General features: G+C 74.4%; 15 protein-coding genes and 1 pseudogene. 3 read left to right on the top strand and 13 right to left on the bottom strand.

Translation table 11 applies throughout. The annotated features are described in order from the left end of the window. Positions 1 to 21 precede the first annotated feature (21 nt). The 7 genes from OO57_RS16360 to OO57_RS16330 form a co-directional block, all read right to left on the bottom strand. A complete protein-coding gene (locus tag OO57_RS16360) occupies positions 22 to 1,788 on the bottom strand; it encodes a Stealth CR1 domain-containing protein (protein ID WP_158715141.1) in 1,767 nt (588 codons plus the stop codon). 121 nt (positions 1,789 to 1,909) lie between these two features. Beyond that, positions 1,910 to 2,467 (bottom strand): 2'-5' RNA ligase family protein, encoded by a 558-nt coding sequence (locus tag OO57_RS16355; RefSeq protein WP_051777728.1) that lies wholly within the window; start codon positions 2,465 to 2,467, stop codon positions 1,910 to 1,912. Beyond that, a complete protein-coding gene (gene trpS / locus OO57_RS16350; protein ID WP_033253244.1) occupies positions 2,467 to 3,459 on the bottom strand; it encodes a tryptophan--tRNA ligase in 993 nt (330 codons plus the stop codon). Before trpS ends, OO57_RS16355 begins: the two co-directional genes overlap by 1 nt. Before the next feature lie 74 nt (positions 3,460 to 3,533). After that, positions 3,534 to 4,847: a hemolysin family protein gene (locus tag OO57_RS16345; RefSeq protein ID WP_033253209.1), complete on the bottom strand. Its 1,314-nt coding sequence runs from the start codon at positions 4,845 to 4,847 to the stop codon at positions 3,534 to 3,536. An 80-nt stretch (positions 4,848 to 4,927) separates the two neighbouring features. Then, positions 4,928 to 5,920, bottom strand: a complete 993-nt coding sequence (locus OO57_RS16340; protein ID WP_033253208.1) for a malate dehydrogenase — start codon at positions 5,918 to 5,920, stop codon at positions 4,928 to 4,930. Positions 5,921 to 6,230: 310 nt separating this feature from the next. Further along, entirely contained in the window at positions 6,231 to 6,644 is a 414-nt protein-coding gene (locus OO57_RS16335) for a DUF3017 domain-containing protein (RefSeq protein WP_051777726.1), read from the bottom strand. A 5-nt stretch (positions 6,645 to 6,649) separates the two neighbouring features. Then, the gene (locus OO57_RS16330) at positions 6,650 to 7,504 is read right to left on the bottom strand and encodes a bifunctional methylenetetrahydrofolate dehydrogenase/methenyltetrahydrofolate cyclohydrolase (protein ID WP_033253207.1); all 855 of its coding nucleotides are present in this window, start codon (positions 7,502 to 7,504) and stop codon (positions 6,650 to 6,652) included. A 346-nt stretch (positions 7,505 to 7,850) separates the two neighbouring features. On the opposite strand from OO57_RS16330, the gene OO57_RS16325 reads away from it, so the two are divergent. Together OO57_RS16325 and OO57_RS16320 are read left to right on the top strand one after the other, a co-directional pair. Further along, positions 7,851 to 8,333 (top strand): DUF2752 domain-containing protein, encoded by a 483-nt coding sequence (locus OO57_RS16325; protein WP_199811269.1) that lies wholly within the window; start codon positions 7,851 to 7,853, stop codon positions 8,331 to 8,333. Between the two features lie 137 nt (positions 8,334 to 8,470). Beyond that, positions 8,471 to 9,229 (top strand): RDD family protein, encoded by a 759-nt coding sequence (locus tag OO57_RS16320; RefSeq protein WP_033253206.1) that lies wholly within the window; start codon positions 8,471 to 8,473, stop codon positions 9,227 to 9,229. Positions 9,230 to 9,318: 89 nt separating this feature from the next. Here OO57_RS16320 and purH read toward each other — a convergent pair whose 3' ends face one another. Further along, the gene (purH, locus tag OO57_RS16315; RefSeq protein WP_051777724.1) at positions 9,319 to 10,902 is read right to left on the bottom strand and encodes a bifunctional phosphoribosylaminoimidazolecarboxamide formyltransferase/IMP cyclohydrolase; all 1,584 of its coding nucleotides are present in this window, start codon (positions 10,900 to 10,902) and stop codon (positions 9,319 to 9,321) included. Further along, the gene (gene purN, locus OO57_RS16310; RefSeq protein WP_234337367.1) at positions 10,899 to 11,558 is read right to left on the bottom strand and encodes a phosphoribosylglycinamide formyltransferase; all 660 of its coding nucleotides are present in this window, start codon (positions 11,556 to 11,558) and stop codon (positions 10,899 to 10,901) included. Before purN ends, purH begins: the two co-directional genes overlap by 4 nt. Positions 11,559 to 11,923: 365 nt before the next feature. Here purN and OO57_RS16305 point away from each other — a divergent pair, with 365 nt between their 5' ends. Then, positions 11,924 to 12,544 (top strand): hypothetical protein, encoded by a 621-nt coding sequence (locus tag OO57_RS16305; RefSeq protein ID WP_051777722.1) that lies wholly within the window; start codon positions 11,924 to 11,926, stop codon positions 12,542 to 12,544. Between the two features lie 54 nt (positions 12,545 to 12,598). Here the strand turns inward: OO57_RS16305 and OO57_RS41130 are convergent, their stop codons facing one another. The 4 genes and pseudogenes from OO57_RS41130 to OO57_RS16285 form a co-directional block, all read right to left on the bottom strand. Then, positions 12,599 to 12,817, bottom strand: coding sequence for a DUF397 domain-containing protein (locus OO57_RS41130; RefSeq protein WP_033253240.1), 219 nt, complete (start codon positions 12,815 to 12,817; stop codon positions 12,599 to 12,601). A 36-nt stretch (positions 12,818 to 12,853) separates the two neighbouring features. Further along, positions 12,854 to 13,801: pseudogene (locus OO57_RS39505) on the bottom strand (helix-turn-helix domain-containing protein); the annotation flags it as partial. A 414-nt stretch (positions 13,802 to 14,215) separates the two neighbouring features. Next, positions 14,216 to 14,953: a response regulator transcription factor gene (locus tag OO57_RS16290; protein ID WP_033253203.1), complete on the bottom strand. Its 738-nt coding sequence runs from the start codon at positions 14,951 to 14,953 to the stop codon at positions 14,216 to 14,218. Beyond that, a complete protein-coding gene (locus tag OO57_RS16285) occupies positions 14,950 to 16,101 on the bottom strand; it encodes a sensor histidine kinase (RefSeq protein ID WP_033253202.1) in 1,152 nt (383 codons plus the stop codon). Before OO57_RS16285 ends, OO57_RS16290 begins: the two co-directional genes overlap by 4 nt. Positions 16,102 to 16,139 lie beyond the last annotated feature (38 nt).

Genomic DNA, 16,139 nt, shown 5'->3' with positions numbered 1-16,139 from the left:
CCCGGTCGTGTGCGCGGTCGGTCAGTGCGCGGCGGCGGTCTCCCGGGCGGCGGCGGTGCGGGCGGCGGCGGTGCGGGCGGGCGACGGTACGAGGGGGGTGCCGGCCGCGGCGGCGGGGCGCTCGTACGGGCCGGGGACCGGGAAGTACGCCTGCAGGAACTCGGCCATCGCGCGGTCCTGCTCCTCGGTCGGGCCGCCGTCGTTGGGGCCGTCGGCCAGGCAGAACACGTCCAGGTCGCGGTCGGCGAGCAGTCGGGCGAGCCGGGCGCGGCCCTCGGCCTCGTGGAGGGCGAGGTACGCGTGGTCGAGCCCGCCGTCGACCGCGCCGCCGTTCAGCAGGCCGTGGTAGAGCGCCAGGGTGATCGGTGCGATGTCGGTCCTGGCCCGGAACGCGGAGCGTTCGGTGGCGGCCAGTTCGGCGCCCCAGATCCGTTCGGCGTCCGCCATCAGCGAGCGGGCGAGCGGGTGCGCGAGGACGCGGGTGAGGGCGCGGCCGTGCTCGGCGGCCAGCAGGTGACGGGTGTTCTGCTGGACGGCGGTGTAGACGTTGGCGGTGCCGGTCGGGCCGTCCGCCCCGGCGGGCGGGACGATCCGGTGGTCGCGGACGACCTTGGGCTGGCCGCTGCCGAGGAAGAAGTCCTCGCGGCGGACCGGGCGGCCGAGGAAGACGTCGTCGTTGAAGTACAGGAAGTGCTCGGCCAGGCCGGGGATCCGGTGCAGCCCGGTCTCGATCGCGTGCGAGTTGAACACCCCGCCGCCGGCCAGCAGGTCGCGGTGCGACACGACGCTGATGCCGGGTGCCCCGGTGTCCAGCCAGTCGGGGGTCTGGTCGTCGGTGACCAGGTGGATCCGCCGGATCCACGGGGCGTACATGGCCAGCGAGCGCAGGCAGTAGCACAGTTCGTCGCGGTTGCGGTAGCGGTGGCTGCCGTCGTCGCCGAGCGGGGCGTCGGGGCCGCCGGGGGTGTCGCCGAGCAGCCGGGCGCGGGCCTCGGCGCGGCGGGCCCGCCAGGCGGGGTCGGAGTCGTCGACCCAGGTGATCACGGCGTCCACGGGGTGGCGGACGTCCTCCGGCAGGTCGTGCAGGAAGGGGGCGGCGACCGGGTAGTCGCGGGTGCCGAGGCGGACGGTGCCGGCCGGTTCCAGCGAGGGCAGCCACCAGCCGAACGGGGTCTCGTCGATGGCGGCGACGGCGCCGCCCGAGGAGTCGTCGGCGTCCCAGAACTCCAGGTCGCAGCCGTAGTCCGGGCCGTAGTGCAGGGTGCGGCCGGTGGTGACGGCGGGGCGGAACAGCCGCAGGCCCTTGACCCGCTCCGGCGGCTCGGCGCCCTCGGGGCCGGGCCGCTCGTGCGCGACGACGGCGGCGGGCAGCTGCTCGGCCAGCACGGTGCGGTGGACGCGGCCGTGGCCGAGCAGTTCGGCGTACGCGGGGGCGCCGGTGAAGGCCGCGGCGAGCGCGCCCAGCACGGCGGCCCGGTCGCCGGGGCGGATCGCCAGCCGGGGGCGGGGGCCGCGGTCGGGTATCAGCAGGTAGTCCAGGTCGGCCGCGTCGAGCGCCGCGGTGGCGGCCAGCAGGTTGGCCTCCCGGGCCTGCGGGGCGAGCAGGTCGTCGCGGACCTCGGCGAGCAGGCCCGCGTGCCGCACCAGGGCGGGGTCGGCGGCCAGCAGCTCGTCCTCGCGCAAGCGCCGCCGGTCCGGGGCCGCGGGGGCGGGGGCGCGCTTGACTCCGATCGCCCGCAGGGTGCGTCCGGCTGCCCGCCGTACCAGTTTCCGTGCCCGGGTTGCCATGTCTCTCCCACTACGAACTGCTGTGGGACCGACGCTAGCCAGGGGCGAACACAAGTCCAAGGTACGGCAAAGGATTCATGGCGAACTGGGAGAAAACCCGGATGGGACGCACAGGAACCGCTCAGCTCCGGCCGAACGCGTAGCTGCGCCACGGGCGCCACACCGCGTCCGGGCCGAAGGTGGACAGCACGAACTCGGCCACCTCGAAGACCGCCCGGAAGCCCTTGGTCCGCTCGTACGCCACGTCCAGGGCGGGCTCGGGCAGGCCGTGCGCGACGGTGACGTGCGGGTGGTACGGGAAGGCCAGCTCGCGGGCCAGCGGGCCGGAGCGGACCTCGGCCTCCAGCACCCGGCACTCCTGGGCGCCCTCCTCCACCCGGATGAACACCACCGGGGAGACCGGGCGGAAGGTGCCGCTGCCCTGGAGCAGCATCCGGAACGGCCGCTGCCCGGCGGCCACCGCCCGCAGGTGGCGCTCTATCCCGGGCAGCAGCCCGGTGCGGGTCTCGGTCGGCGGCAGCAGGGTGACGTGGGTCGGTATCGACCTGGCCTGCGGGTCGCCGTGCCCGGCCCGGGCGTCCTGCACCCGGCTGCCGTACGGCTCCGGGACGTGTACGGACACGCCGATGGTGACGGCCTCGTCGAGGCCGTCACCACCGGGGGCGGCAGCCGTCGGCATCAGCGCTTGGGAGCCAGGAAGCCGACCCGGTCGTACACCTCGGCGAGCGTCTCGGACGCCACCGCACGGGCCTTCTCGGCGCCCAGCGCGAGGACGCGGTCGAGCTCGGCCGGGTCGTCCAGGTACTGCCGGGTGCGGGCCTGGAACGGGGTGACCCACTCGGTGAACAGGTCGGCCAGCTCGGTCTTCAGGGCGCCGTACATCTTGCCCTCGAAGTGCGCGACCAGTTCGTCGACCGACAGCCCGCTGAGCGCGGAGTGGATCCGCAGCAGGTTGGAGACGCCGGGCTTGGCCGCCTCGTCGTAGGTGACGACGGTGTCGGTGTCGGTGACGGCGCTCTTGAACTTCTTGGCGCTGGTCTTCGCCGGGTCGAGCAGGTTGACCAGGCCCTTGTCGGTGGCCGCGGACTTGCTCATCTTCGCGGCCGGGTCCTGGAGGTCCTGGATCTTGGCGGTGGCCTTGAGGATGTACGGCTCGGGCACCGTGAAGGTCTTGCCGTAGCGGGTGTTGAAGCGGTCCGCGAGGTCGCGGGTGAGCTCCAGGTGCTGGCGCTGGTCCTCGCCCACCGGCACCGCGTCGGCCTGGTAGAGCAGCACGTCGGCGACCATCAGCACCGGGTAGGTGAACAGGCCGACCGTGGTGCGGTCACTGCCCTGCTTGGCCGACTTGTCCTTGAACTGGGTCATCCGGGAGGCCTCGCCGAAGCCGGTGAGGCAGTTCATCACCCAGGCCAGCTGCGCGTGCTCGGGCACCTGCGACTGCACGAACAGGGTGCAGCGCTCCGGGTCCAGGCCCGCGCCGAGCAGCTGGGCGGCGGAGACCCGGGTGTTCTGCCGCAGCGCCGCCGGGTCCTGCTCGACGGTGATCGCGTGCAGGTCGACGACCATGTAGAAGGCGTCGTTGGCCTCCTGGAGGTCGACCCACTGGCGCACCGCGCCGAGGTAGTTGCCCAGGTGGAAGGAGCCCGAGGTGGGCTGGATGCCGGAGAGCACCCGGGGACGGTCCTTCACGGGACCGGTGACCGCTGCGTTGACCATGGGGCCATTGTTCCAGTTCCCCGGGCCGGTCAGGAAACCTCCGGCCCCACTGGGTCCGCCGGTGTGACGGTGCTCACCCGCAGCCGCTCGATCCGCCGCCCGTCGAGGCGGGCCACGGTCAGCCGCGCCCCGGTGTCGGTGAGCACCTGGTCGCCCTTGTGCGGCAGCCGGCCCAGCTCGCGCACCACGAACCCGGCGACCGTCTCGTACGGGCCCTCGGGCAGGGTCAGCCCGGTCTCCTGGGCGAAGTCGGCGAGGTTCAGCAGCCCGTCGATCTCCATGCCGCCGCCCGCCAGCCGGCGGGTCGCGGTGGTGTCCTGGGCGTCGTACTCGTCGCGGATCTCGCCGACCACCTCCTCGACCAGGTCCTCCAGGGTGACGATGCCCGCGGTGCCGCCGTACTCGTCGACCACGATCGCCAGGTGGTGGCCCTCCCGGCGCATCTCGCCCATCGCCTCCAGCACCCGCTTGGTGGCCGGGAGCAGCTTCACCGGGCGGGCCAGCTCCCGCACCCGGACGGCCTGTTCGCCGCGCGCGCCGTACAGGTCGCGGACGTGCACGAAGCCGGTCACCGCGTCGTACGAGCCGTCCACCACCGGGTAGCGGGAGTGCGGCGCGGAGTCGGTCTCGTGCCGGACCTCGGCCACCGCGCGGTCGCCGTCCAGGAAGGTCACCTCGGTGCGCGGCACCATCACCTCGCGCAGCTGGCGCTCCCCCGCCGCGAACACCTCGTTGATCAACTCGCGTTCGTCCGAGCCGAGTTCGGTGTTGGCGGCGACCAGGCCGCGCAGCTCCTCCGGGCTCATCACGCCGCGCCCGGCGCTCGGGTCGCCGCCCAGCAGGCGCACCATCAGGTTGGTCGAGTGCCCCAGCAGCCAGATCACCGGCCGCAGCACCACCGACATCACGTCCACCACCGGCGCGGCCAGCAGCGCGATCGACTCGGCCCGCTGCAGGCCGATCCGCTTGGGCGTCAACTCGCCCAGCACCAGCGAGGCGTAGGAGATCACCAGGGTCAGGCCGACCAGCGCCACCGCGTCCGCGACGCCCTCGGACAGGCCAGCCCGGACGAACACCGGCGCCAGTTTGCCCGCCAGGGTGTCCGCGCCGAACGCCGCCGACAGGAAGCCCATGCAGGTCACCCCGACCTGCACCGCCGCCAGGAACCGGTTCGGGTCCGCCGCCAGGTGCGCGGCCCGTGCCGCCCGCCGCGACCCCACCGCCTCCAGGGTGCGGATCTGCCCCTCGCGCAGCGAGATCAGCGCGATCTCGGCGACGTTGAACAGCCCGCCCAGCATGATGAACACCAGGACGAGCGCGGCGTCCTGCAGGGTTTCGCTCACGGGCCGAGTGTAGGGCGCCCGCAGCACGACGGCCGGGCGCCCCGAGGGCGCCCGGCCGTTCAGCCGCTGTGGGGAGGCGCTCAGATGAGGCCGAGCTGCTGCACCGCGTCGCGCTCCTCGGCGAGCTCGCCGACCGAGGCGTCGATCCGCTTGCGGTCGAACTCCGAGAGGTCCAGGCCCTGGACGATCTCGAACTTGCCGTCCTTGGTGGTGACCGGGAACGAGGAGATCAGGCCCTCGGGCACGCCGTACGAGCCGTCCGAGACGATGCCCATCGAGGTCCAGTCGCCCGCCGGGGTGCCGTTGACCCAGGTGTGCACGTGGTCGATGGCGGCGTTCGCGGCCGAGGCGGCCGAGGACGCGCCGCGGACCTCGATGATCTCGGCGCCGCGCTTGGCGACCTTCGGGATGAAGAAGTTCTCGACCCACTCCTGGTCCGCGCCGACCGCGTCGAAGGCGGCCTTGCCGGAGATCTCGGCGTGGAACAGGTCCGGGTACTGGGTGGCCGAGTGGTTGCCCCAGATGGTGACCTTCTTGACGTCCTCGACGGTGACGCCGGCCTTCTTCGCCAGCTGCGCCACGGCCCGGTTGTGGTCCAGGCGGGTCATCGCGGTGAAGCGCTCGGCCGGCACGTCCGGGGCGTTGCGCTGGGCGATCAGGGCGTTGGTGTTGGCGGGGTTGCCGACCACCAGGACCTTGATGTCGTCCGCGGCGTTGGCGTTGATCGCCTTGCCCTGCGGGCCGAAGATGCCGCCGTTGGCGGAGAGCAGGTCGCCGCGCTCCATGCCCGCGGTGCGCGGACGGGCGCCGACCAGCAGCGCGACGTTGGCGCCGTCGAAGGCGACGTTCGCCTGGTCGGTGATGGTGATGTCGCGCAGCAGCGGGAACGCGCAGTCGTCCAGCTCCATGGCGACGCCCTCCGCCGCCTTCAGGCCCTGCGGGATCTCCAGCAGGCGCAGGTTCACCGGGACGTCGGCACCCAGCAGGTGACCGGAGGCGATGCGGAAGAGCAGCGCGTAGCCGATCTGGCCGGCGGCTCCGGTGACGGTGACATTGACGGGGGTGCGAGTCATTTCAGCCTTCTCCTGCGATCGCCAGGTGCCCCAGGGCACACCGGCGCGCTGGAGCCGAGGATGATCTCTCGATATCGAGAGACCTGGGTAAGGCTATCGCAAGGCGGTTGTCACCACCGACCGGGGCACGCTCCGGGCCGGGCCGGGGCACGCACGGAGCCGGGCCGGGGCACGCACGGAGCCGGGCCGGGGCGCGCACCGGGCCGGGCCGGGGCGCGCACCGGGCCGGGCCGGGGCGCGCACCGGGCCGGGCCGGAACGCACGGAGCCGGGAGCGCGGTTCCCCGCGCTCCCGGCTCCGGCGCCGACGGCTACCGCATCGGGTGCCCGATCAGCCGGCCGATGTTCTCCAGCACCGGCACCCGCAGCCACGGGTCGGGCTGGGCCACCAGCGTGAGCAGGACGATCGCGCCGCCGAGCACGAACATCAGCGCGACGTCGGTGAACCGGCTGCGGACGGCGAGCATGCCGACGTCGGGCAGCCCCAGCCGGAGCAGGGCGCCGAGCAGCGGGGCCGCGCCGACCGCGAGCAGGCCGAGCCGGAAGTGGCCCTGCCAGGTGATGAGCAGGCCCGCCGCGGCGACCAGCAGGACCAGCGTTATCGGCCACTGCCGCAGCGGCAGGGTGCGGCCGCGGCCGAACGCGGCCGCGGAGCCCTCCGGCGGCAGGGTGCCCCGGGTGGTGACGGGGGGACGGCGACGGCCGCGCCGCGTGACGCCGGGCACCGGTGTCAGGCGCCGGCGCGGCGCTCGGCCGCCTCGACGATGTTGTTGAGGAGCATCGCGCGGGTCATCGGGCCGACGCCGCCGGGGTTGGGGGAGATCCAGCCGGCCACCTCGGCGACGCCGGGGTGCACGTCGCCGACGATCTTGCCCTCGCTGCGGGAGACGCCGACGTCGAGGACGGCCGCGCCGGGCTTGACGTCCTCGGGCTTGACCAGGTGCGGGACACCGGCGGCGGCGACGATGACGTCGGCGTTGCGCAGGTGCGCGGCGAGGTCGCGGGTGCCGGTGTGGCAGAGCGTCACGGTGGCGTTCTCGCTGCGGCGGGTGAGCAGCAGGCCGATGGAGCGGCCGACGGTGATGCCGCGGCCGACCACGACGACCTCGGCGCCGTCGATCGCGACGCCGTGGCGGCGGAGCAGCTCGACGATGCCGAGCGGGGTGCAGGGCAGCGGGCCGTCGATGCCGAGGACGAGGCGGCCGAGCGAGGTCGGGTGCAGGCCGTCGGCGTCCTTGTCCGGGTCCATGAGTTCGAGCACGCGGTTCTGGTCCAGGCCCTTGGGGAGCGGCAGTTGGACGATGTAGCCGGTGCAGGACGGGTCGGCGTTGAGCTCGCGGACGACGTTCTCGACGTCCTCCTGGGTGGCGGTGGCGGGCAGTTCGCGCTGGATCGAGGCGATGCCGATCTCCGCGCAGTCCCGGTGCTTGCCGTTGACGTACCACCGGCTGCCCGGGTCGTCGCCGACCAGGACGGTGCCGAGGCCGGGGACGATGCCCCGCTCCTTGAGGGCCGCCACGCGGACGGCGAGTTCGGACTTGATCGCGGCCGCGGTGGCCTTGCCATCGAGAATCTGGGCAGTCATGGGGACATTCTCCCGGATCGGGGGTGCGGGCCGCGCCGCCGGACCGCCTGCCGGACCGGCGCGCCGCCGTCCGGCACCGGGGGTCGGCGCGGGGCCACGGAGCGTACCGGGCCCGTTGCGGTTGGGGCACGGTCCGGTCCGGGTTCCGGGCAGCGGCTGGACATCGCGGTGTGGTACGGACGACGATGGCGGGGCAATCCCCGCCGCGCCGGACCCCGGTGACGGGCTGCCGCCGGCGGGGGACGACAGCCGGGGGAAGAACGACAGTGAGCGAACCGTACGGGCCGGGGCCGCAGGGCGTCCGCGGCGCGGGTGCCGCTCCGTCGCACCGTTCCCCCGCCGGGCCGTGAACGCCGTCGGGGCGCCCGCCCCGGCACCGCCCGCCGCGGCACCGCCCGCCGCCCCCTCCGCTGCTCCGCCCGCCGCGCCGGCGTCCCGTCGGCGGCGCCCGGCGGGCACCGTGCCCGGCGGGGCGGCGCGGGTGGTGCTGCGGGCGGCGGCGGTCGCCGGGGCGGCCGTCGCGGTGGCCGCGCTCCAGGAGGTGCACGACCCGGGGGTGCTGTGTCCGCTGCGCCTGTTGACCGGCGTCCCGTGCCCGCTGTGCGGCAGCACCACGGTGTTCGTCGAGGCGGGCCACGGCCGTTGGAGCGCCGCGCTGCTGGCGAACCCGGTGACGGCGCTGGCCGCGGTGGCGCTGGTGGGCGGCCCGCTCGGCCCGGGCCGCTGGTGGCGGCAGCTGTCGTACGCGCACCGCAACCTGCTGGTGGGTGCGGCCCTGGCGGTCGGCTGGGTCTGGGAGTTGGCCCGGCTCGGACCGCTGCGCTCCTGAACGGGCGGCACGGCCGTGGCGGTTGACCGGTGCTCCGTCGGAGCGGTCCGCTACTCTGCCCCGCGGTCGGTGTCCCCACCAGCCCGTCCCCAGGTCTTTCCCGTCCCGTCCCCGTCCCTTCCTGCCCGGAGGCACCGATGAGCTACCCGCCCGACCCGAACAACCCGTACGGCCAGCCGCCGCAGCAGCAGCCCGGCTACGGCTACCCGCAGCAGGCCCCGCCGCCCGCGGGCTACGGCTACCCGCAGCAGGGCCAGCCGCAGCAGCCCTACGGCTACCCGCAGGCGCAGGTGCCGCCGCAGGCCAACTACGGCTACCCGCAGATGCCGGGCACGATCCAGGCCAACAACGGCTACATCAACATCGCCAACGTCGGCACCGTCCGGATCGCGACCATGGGGCAGCGCTTCCTGGCCCGCCTGCTGGACAGCCTGGTCACCTCGGTGATCGTCGGCATCGCGCTGTTCGGCGGCCTGGCCGGTGTGATCGGCATCGCCGACAAGACCAGGCAGGACTGCACGGGCTACGACTTCGCGAGCCAGGCGTGGAGCGACTGCATGGACCAGAACACGCAGCAGGACACCAACATCGGCCTGGCGTTCCTCGGCCTGATCGGCATCATCGCCGTGTTCGGCCTGCTGTACGAGTGGCTGCTGGTCGGCCTTGCCGGTGCGACCATCGGCAAGATGGCGATGGGCCTGCGGGTGGTCCGGGAGACCGACGGCCAGAACCCGGGCGTGGGCGGCGGCTTCATCCGCTTCATCATCCCGATGGTCGGCTACTTCGTCTGCGGCATCGGCATGCTGCTGGTCTACCTGTCGCCGTTCTTCGACAACTCCGGCAAGCTGCAGGGCTGGCAGGACCGCGCGGCCGGCACCATCGTGATCAAGAAGTAGCGGTACCGCGCGAAGCCCGAGGGCCCCGCACGCCAGGAGTTCCTGGGGTGCGGGGCCCTCGGTGTCACCGGCCCGGCGGCCGGTGGCGGTCAGTGGAAGAAGTGCCGGGTCCCGGTGAGGTACATGGTCACGCCGGCCTTCTCGGCGGCCGCGATCACCTCTTCGTCGCGGATCGAACCGCCGGGCTGCACCACGGCCTTGACGCCCGCGGCGAGCAGGATCTCCAGGCCGTCGGCGAACGGGAAGAACGCGTCGGAGGCGGCGTAGGCGCCCCGGGCGCGCTCACCGGCCCGCTCGACGGCGAGCTTGCAGGAGTCGACCCGGTTGACCTGGCCCATGCCGACGCCGACCGAGGCGCCGTCCTTGGCGAGCAGGATCGCGTTGGACTTGACGGCCCGGCAGGCCCGCCAGGCGAAGGACAGCTCGGCGAGCTCCTCGGCGGACAGCGCCTCGCCGGTGGCCAGCGTCCAGGTGGACGGGTCGTCACCGGCCGCGTCGACCCGGTCGACCTGCTGGAGCAGCAGGCCGCCGGAGATCCGGCGCGACTCCAGCGCGTCGGCGGGGGCGCCGGGGGCGCGCAGCACCCGGAGGTTCTTCTTCTTGGCCAGCACCTCCAGGGCGCCGTCCTCGTAGCCGGGGGCGACGACGACCTCGGTGAAGATCGGGGCGATCTGCTCGGCCAGCTCGACGGAGACCGGGCGGTTGACGGCGATCACGCCGCCGTACGCGGAGACCGGGTCGCAGGCGTGGGCCTTGCGGTGCGCCTCGGCGACGTCCGCGCCGGTGCCGATGCCGCACGGGTTGGCGTGCTTGATGATGGCGACGGCCGGGCCCTCGTGGTCGTACGCGGCGCGGCGGGCCGCGTCGGTGTCCACGTAGTTGTTGTAGGACATCTCCTTGCCCTGCAGCTGCTCGGCGCCCGCGAGGCCGCCCGTCCCGTCGGTGTACAGGGCGGCCTGCTGGTGCGGGTTCTCGCCGTAGCGCAGGACGTTGCCGAGCTCCCAGGTGCTGCCGAGGAAGGACGGGAACGCGGCCTCGGACCCGGTGTAGCCCGACTCCTCGAACCAGCTCGCGACGGCGACGTCGTACGCGGCGGTGTGCGCGAACGCGGCGGCCGCGAGGCGCTTGCGGGTCAGCAGGTCGAAGCCGCCGCCCTGCACGGCGGTCAGCACGTCCGCGTAGCGGGCCGGGTCGACCACGACGGCCACCGAGGGGTGGTTCTTCGCGGCGGCGCGGACCATGGACGGGCCGCCGATGTCGATCTGCTCGACGCACTCGTCCGGGGTGGCGCCGGAGGCGACGGTGGCGGTGAACGGGTACAGGTTCACCACGACCAGGTCGAACGGCTCGACGCCCAGCTCGGCGAGCTGCGCGCGGTGCGACTCCAGGCGCAGGTCGGCCAGCACGCCGGCGTGCACGCGCGGGTGCAGGGTCTTGACCCGGCCGTCCAGGCACTCGGGGAAGCCGGTCAGCTCGGAGACCTCGGTGACCGGGACGCCCGCAGCGGCGATCTTCCCGGCGGTGGAGCCGGTGGAGACGATGGCGACCCCGGCGGCGTGCAGCCCCTGGGCCAGCTCCTCCAACCCGGTCTTGTCGTAGACGCTGATCAGCGCGCGCCGGATCGGGCGCACGTTCTCGGAGACGGGGGTGTTACCGGAGGAAGCGGCGCTCATGCCGGAATCCATACCTTTCGGTCCTCGATGCGGTGTCCTTCGCGGGCCAGCCGGCCCACGACCTCGACGAGCAGCTTGCGCTCGACAGTCTTGATGCGCTCGTGCAGCGCCTCGCCGCCGTCGGCGTGGTCGGCGTCCTCGACCTCCACCACGCCCTGGGCGATGATCGGCCCGGTGTCGACCCCGGCGTCCACCAGGTGCACGGTGCAGCCGGTGACCTTCACCCCGTACGCCAGCGCGTCGGGCACGCCGTGCGCCCCCGGGAAGGCGGGCAGCAGCGCGGGGTGGGTGTTGACGGTGCGCCCGGCGAAGGCGGCGACGAACGCGGGGCCGAGGATCTTCATGAACCCGGCGGTGACCACCAGGTCCGGTTCGTACGAGGCGACGGCGGCGGTCAGCGCGGCGTCCCAGGCGGCCCGGTCGGCGTGGTCCTTGATCCGCTCGACGAAGACCGGGACGCCGGCCTTCTCGGCCCGCCCGATGCCCGCGATGCCGTCGCGGTCGGCGCCCACCGCGACGATCCGCGCCCCGTAGGCGGGGTCGGCGGCGGCGTCGATCAGCGCCTGGAGGTTGGTGCCGGAGCCGGAGACCAGCACCACCAGCCGGGCCGGGCCGGGGGTACGGGGCGGGAACACTTGGGCGTCAGCGGCAGCCACGGCGCGATTCTCCGTACGTCGGGTTGTCGCCCGCTGGTACGTCCACCGTCGGTGGGGCCACTACGGGCGGCGGCAGGTCGGGAGCGGGCGGCGGACCGCCGGGGCCGCGGCGCTGCGGGTGCCCGGGGAACCGACGGGAGCTGCCGACCGTCACCACGATAACGGCTGGTGGGAGGCCACCCGTAACCGCCCGGCCACGCTACGCGCGTAGTTGAGACGGGGATCTCCCGGCCCGACCACCGCGTCCGGGGCACCAACCCGGCAGGGTGCCGCACGGCCGGAAACCGACTGGGGGATCATTGACCGGACCGCCCGATCCCCCACCCACGGGGCGGACCACCCGACGAGCAGAAACGGCCGAGACCATGAGCAGCGGCGAGGACAGCGGCGAGCGCAACCCCTTCGCGCCCCCTCCGCCCGGCGCGCCCGACCAGCCGTGGCGGCCCCGCACCCCCCGGCCCCCCGCGACCGGACAGCAACCCGACGGACAGCAGCCCGACGGCCGCCCCGACGAGGACCTCCCCCAGCCCCCGCCGTGGGGTCCCCGCCCCGACCCCGGCCGGCAGCCCGCCCCGCCCAAGCCCGACCCCGCCGACCCGACCCAGCGCGCCGCCCGCAACGCCCTGCTCTCCGGCTTCGCCGCGCTGCTCGCCACCCTGTTCAACCAGTTCTGGCTGGCCTTCCCGCTGGCCCTGCTCGCCATCTGGTACGCCGTCACCGTCCTGCGCACCCCCGCCGAACCCGCGGCCGACCCCTTCTCCCCGCGCCCCGTCCGCCCCCAGGTCCCGGCCGCCCTCAGCGCCCTCCTGACCGGCGGCCTCGCCCTGGTCGTCTCGCTGAGCGTCTTCACCATGCAGTTCGTCTACCGCGACTACCTCGACTGCCGGGACAACTCGATCACCCAGGAAGCCGTCCACAGCTGCGCCAAGGAGTACGACGTCCCCACCTGGATCAGCGACAACCTCTACGGCACCCCCGACGAATGACCCACACCGGAGCCCCCGGGAGATCCCCCCGGGGGCTCCGCACGACCCGGTAGGTCAGACCCCGCCGAGCACGCCGCTGGCGGCCGCCCCGGCGAAGGCGCGCCACGCCGCGGCGGACAGCGCGAGGTGCCCGCCCTCGGGGTCCTTGCTGTCGCGGACCAGCACCACACCGTGGGAGGCGGCGCGGGCGGTGCTGACCTCGACGCACGAGCCGCCGCCACCGGAGCAACTGGACTTGAACCAACTGGCGTTGGTCGGGTCAACGGGGACCATGTTGCATAGATCCTTCCGGGCCTTGCTGAGCAGCGCGAGGGAGTCAGCCGGGGAGAGTGCTTCGACCTGCAGCCGATGATGGTCGTCCAACCAGCCTGCCACGGTTTCGAGTTCACGTTCGACGTAGCCCCGCTGGTGCGTCTCGGTGTAGCCCGCCAGTGACCCGTCGGGCATCGTCAGCAGGATGGTCATGTGCGTGAAGGGCCGCTTCGCCCCGCGGGCGAACGGCATGATCTACAGCACGATGTTGGGGCGCGCGGACAGTTCGGCCAGCCAGTTGAGCTGCCGAACGGCCACCTCGGGCGAGCCGACCACCGTACGAATGCAGCTCTCGTCCAGCACCAGGTGCAGTTCCGGCGGGTCCGGCAAGTGCAGGGGCGCCTGCCTGCCGAGCAGCACGCCAACTCGTTCCGCGGCCTGGTCGGGCGTCACCGCCCCGCGCTCCACGTAACCCGCCTCCAGGGCTCGGGCGAACTCCTCGGTCTGGGCTGTGCCCGGTGGCAGCCCGATGTCCCACGCCTGGATCCGGCGGGCCGCCGCCTCCAGGCCCACGTACTCCGGGAAGCCGCCGTGGAAGGCGGTGCGGCCGAGTATCCACCACGCGCCCTCCAATGCGCCCGCCGCGCCCAGGGCCCGGTCGATCGCGCGGACGAACTCAACTGGCGGGCGGCGCCTGCCGTTCTCGATCAGCGAGACGTACGCGCCCGTGTAGCCGGCCCGGGCGCCCAGGCCGTCCTGGGTGAGGCGTTCGCGTCTGCGCCGTTCACGGATCTGCCGGCCGAAGGCCGCGAGGGGGGAGGACGAGGGGTCAAGGCTGCGGGCGCTCGGTGCGGGCGACCGCTTCGGGCACCGGAAGGGGGAGCGCTGGGAGAGCCTGTGGGCCGAGGTCGACCCGGCCCCGGCGGACCCGGACCGGACGCCCGACCGGACGCCCGAGCGGGGGGTCGCGCGGTGATCCCGGTGGAGTACTACCCGGAGGGCCACCTCGGGCTGGACTGGCACGCGGTCAGCGAGGACCTGGACGGGGTGGTGCTGGCGAGCTCCCCCCGCGGGGTGGCGATCGCCCGGGCCACCGACCCGCACCGGGTGCTGTTCCTCGACCCGGACGAGTGGGCCGACCTGCGCGACGCCGTCAAGCAGGGCCACTGCGACCACCTGCTCGGGGACCGCGCGCTGTGCGCCGATCCCACGCCCCGCAACCTCCCGCTGCCGGGCGACCGGGTCTACGTCGTGCTGGCCGACCGCACGGGCCCGGGCGCCGCCGACCCGGCCGCGTTCGCCGCCCGGCTGGCCGAACTGCTCCGCCGGGGCGCGTACGAGACCGTCCCCGCCACCCCCGCCACCCCGGCCGCGACCGGCCCGGCCGCGTCCGGCCCGGTCGGCACCGGTCAGTCCCGGTCAGTCCCGGTCCGCGGCCCCCTCGGGGGTCGGGGTGACGAAGCCGGACTCGTAGGCGGCGATCACCGCCTGGGTGCGGTCGCGGGCGCCGAGCTTGCCGAGCACCGCGCTGACGTGCGTCTTCACGGTCTGCACGCCCAGGTGCAGCCGTTCGCCGATCTCCGCGTTGGACAGGCCGCGGGCCATCAGCCGCAGCACCTCGCCCTCCCGCCCGGTCAGGCCCGCCCGGGCCACCGCGCCGCCGTCCGCGGCGGGCCCGGCGTGCCCGGCCCGGGCGGCGGCGAGGCGGCGGATCGCGGCCGGGAACAGCAGCGACCCGCCCGCGGCGACCAGCCGGACGGCCTGGACGACCTCCGCCGGGCGGGAGCGCTTGAGCAGGAAGCCGTCGGCGCCCGCGCGCAGCGCCTCGTACACGTAGTCGTCGGCCTCGAAGGTGGTGACCACCAGGATCTTCGGCGCCGGGCCGGTGCCGCGACCGGCCCCGCGAGCGGCCTCGCGAGCGGCCTCGCGGTCGGCGTCGCGCAGGATCGCCCGGGTCGCGGCGAGGCCGTCCAGGCCGGGCATCCGGACGTCCATCAGCACCACGTCGGGGCGCAGCGAGCGGACCAGGCCGAGCGCCTCGGCGCCGTCGGAGGCCTCGCCGACCACCTCCACGTCCGGCTGGGCGTCCAGGACGGCGCGCAGGCCGAAGCGGATCAGTTCCTCGTCGTCGACCAGCAGCACCTTGATCACGCTCATCCGCCCAACCGTAGCGGCAGCCGCACCCGCAGCAGCCAGTCCGCCCCCGTGCCGTCCGCCCCTGTGCCGTTCGCCCCCGCCTCGCACTCGCCGCCGAGCAGCACCGCCCGCTCCCGCACCCCGCGCAGGCCCTTGCCGCCGCCCTTGCGCGAACTGCCCTTCCCGGTGAGGGCGTTGCGGCAGGACAGCTCCAGCACCCCGGCCTCCACCGCGCCGCGGACCAGGATCGGCGCGCCGGGGGCGTGTCGCAGCGCGTTGGTCACGCCCTCCTGGAGGATCCGGTACGCCTCCCGGGACAGCACTCCGGGCAACTCGTCGGCGCGGACGTCGAGTTCGGCGTCGACGGGGCTGCCGGTCGCCGTCGCGGCGGCGAACAGTTCGGCGGCGCGGTCCAGTCCGGGCTGCTCGGTGGCGGTCGCGTCCGGAGTCTCGCGCAGCAGCACCAGCATCCGCTCCAGGTCGTCCAGGGCCCGCCGCCCGGTGGTCTCGATCGCCTCCAACGCCCGTTCCCGGAACGCCGGATCGGCCACCTCGCGGGCCGCCCCCGCCTGCACCACCGTCACCGTCAGCGCGTGCCCGATCGAGTCGTGCAGCTCCCGGGCCAGCCGGTTGCGCTCCAGCAGCCGCTCGGCCCGGACCTCCGCGGCCGCCAGCCGGTCCGCCCCCGACGGGCCCAACAGCCGTACGGCTAGGGAGAGTTGAAGCCGACCGGCGTACACCACCAGCCACAGCAGGGCGAACGCCACCGGCGGCGCGAGCAGCGGCTCGGCCACCGCCGTCCGGAGCGCGAGGACCGTCACCACGCCGAGCGCCACCCCCAGCGCGACCCGGGCCACCAGCCAGCACGCCGTCCGCCCCCGGTCCGCCCAGCCCGCCGACGGCGCGACCCCGATCTCCTCCTCCCGCGCGGGCGCCAGCAGCAGCCGCGCCTGCACGCCCTCCCCGCGCCGCACCCCCGGCACCAGCGCCACCAGGCACAGCAGCGGCACGTCCAGCGCCACCGCCCACAGCACCGCCCGCCCGGTCGACACCCCCTCCGTCCCCGGGTAGACCAGCAGCACCACCCCGGCGAACACCAGTCCGATCACCAGGTGCACCCAGCGGGTGTACGTCGCGGGGCGCAGCAGCGGAGCGAGGAGTGCAGGCATCCGGCCATCCTGCCCCCTCCCGCCCGCCCCCTCCTCCC

Source organism: Kitasatospora phosalacinea (assembly GCF_000717185.1).
Lineage (GTDB): Bacteria > Actinomycetota > Actinomycetes > Streptomycetales > Streptomycetaceae > Kitasatospora > Kitasatospora phosalacinea_A.
This window is presented reverse-complemented; position numbering and strand designations above follow the sequence as displayed.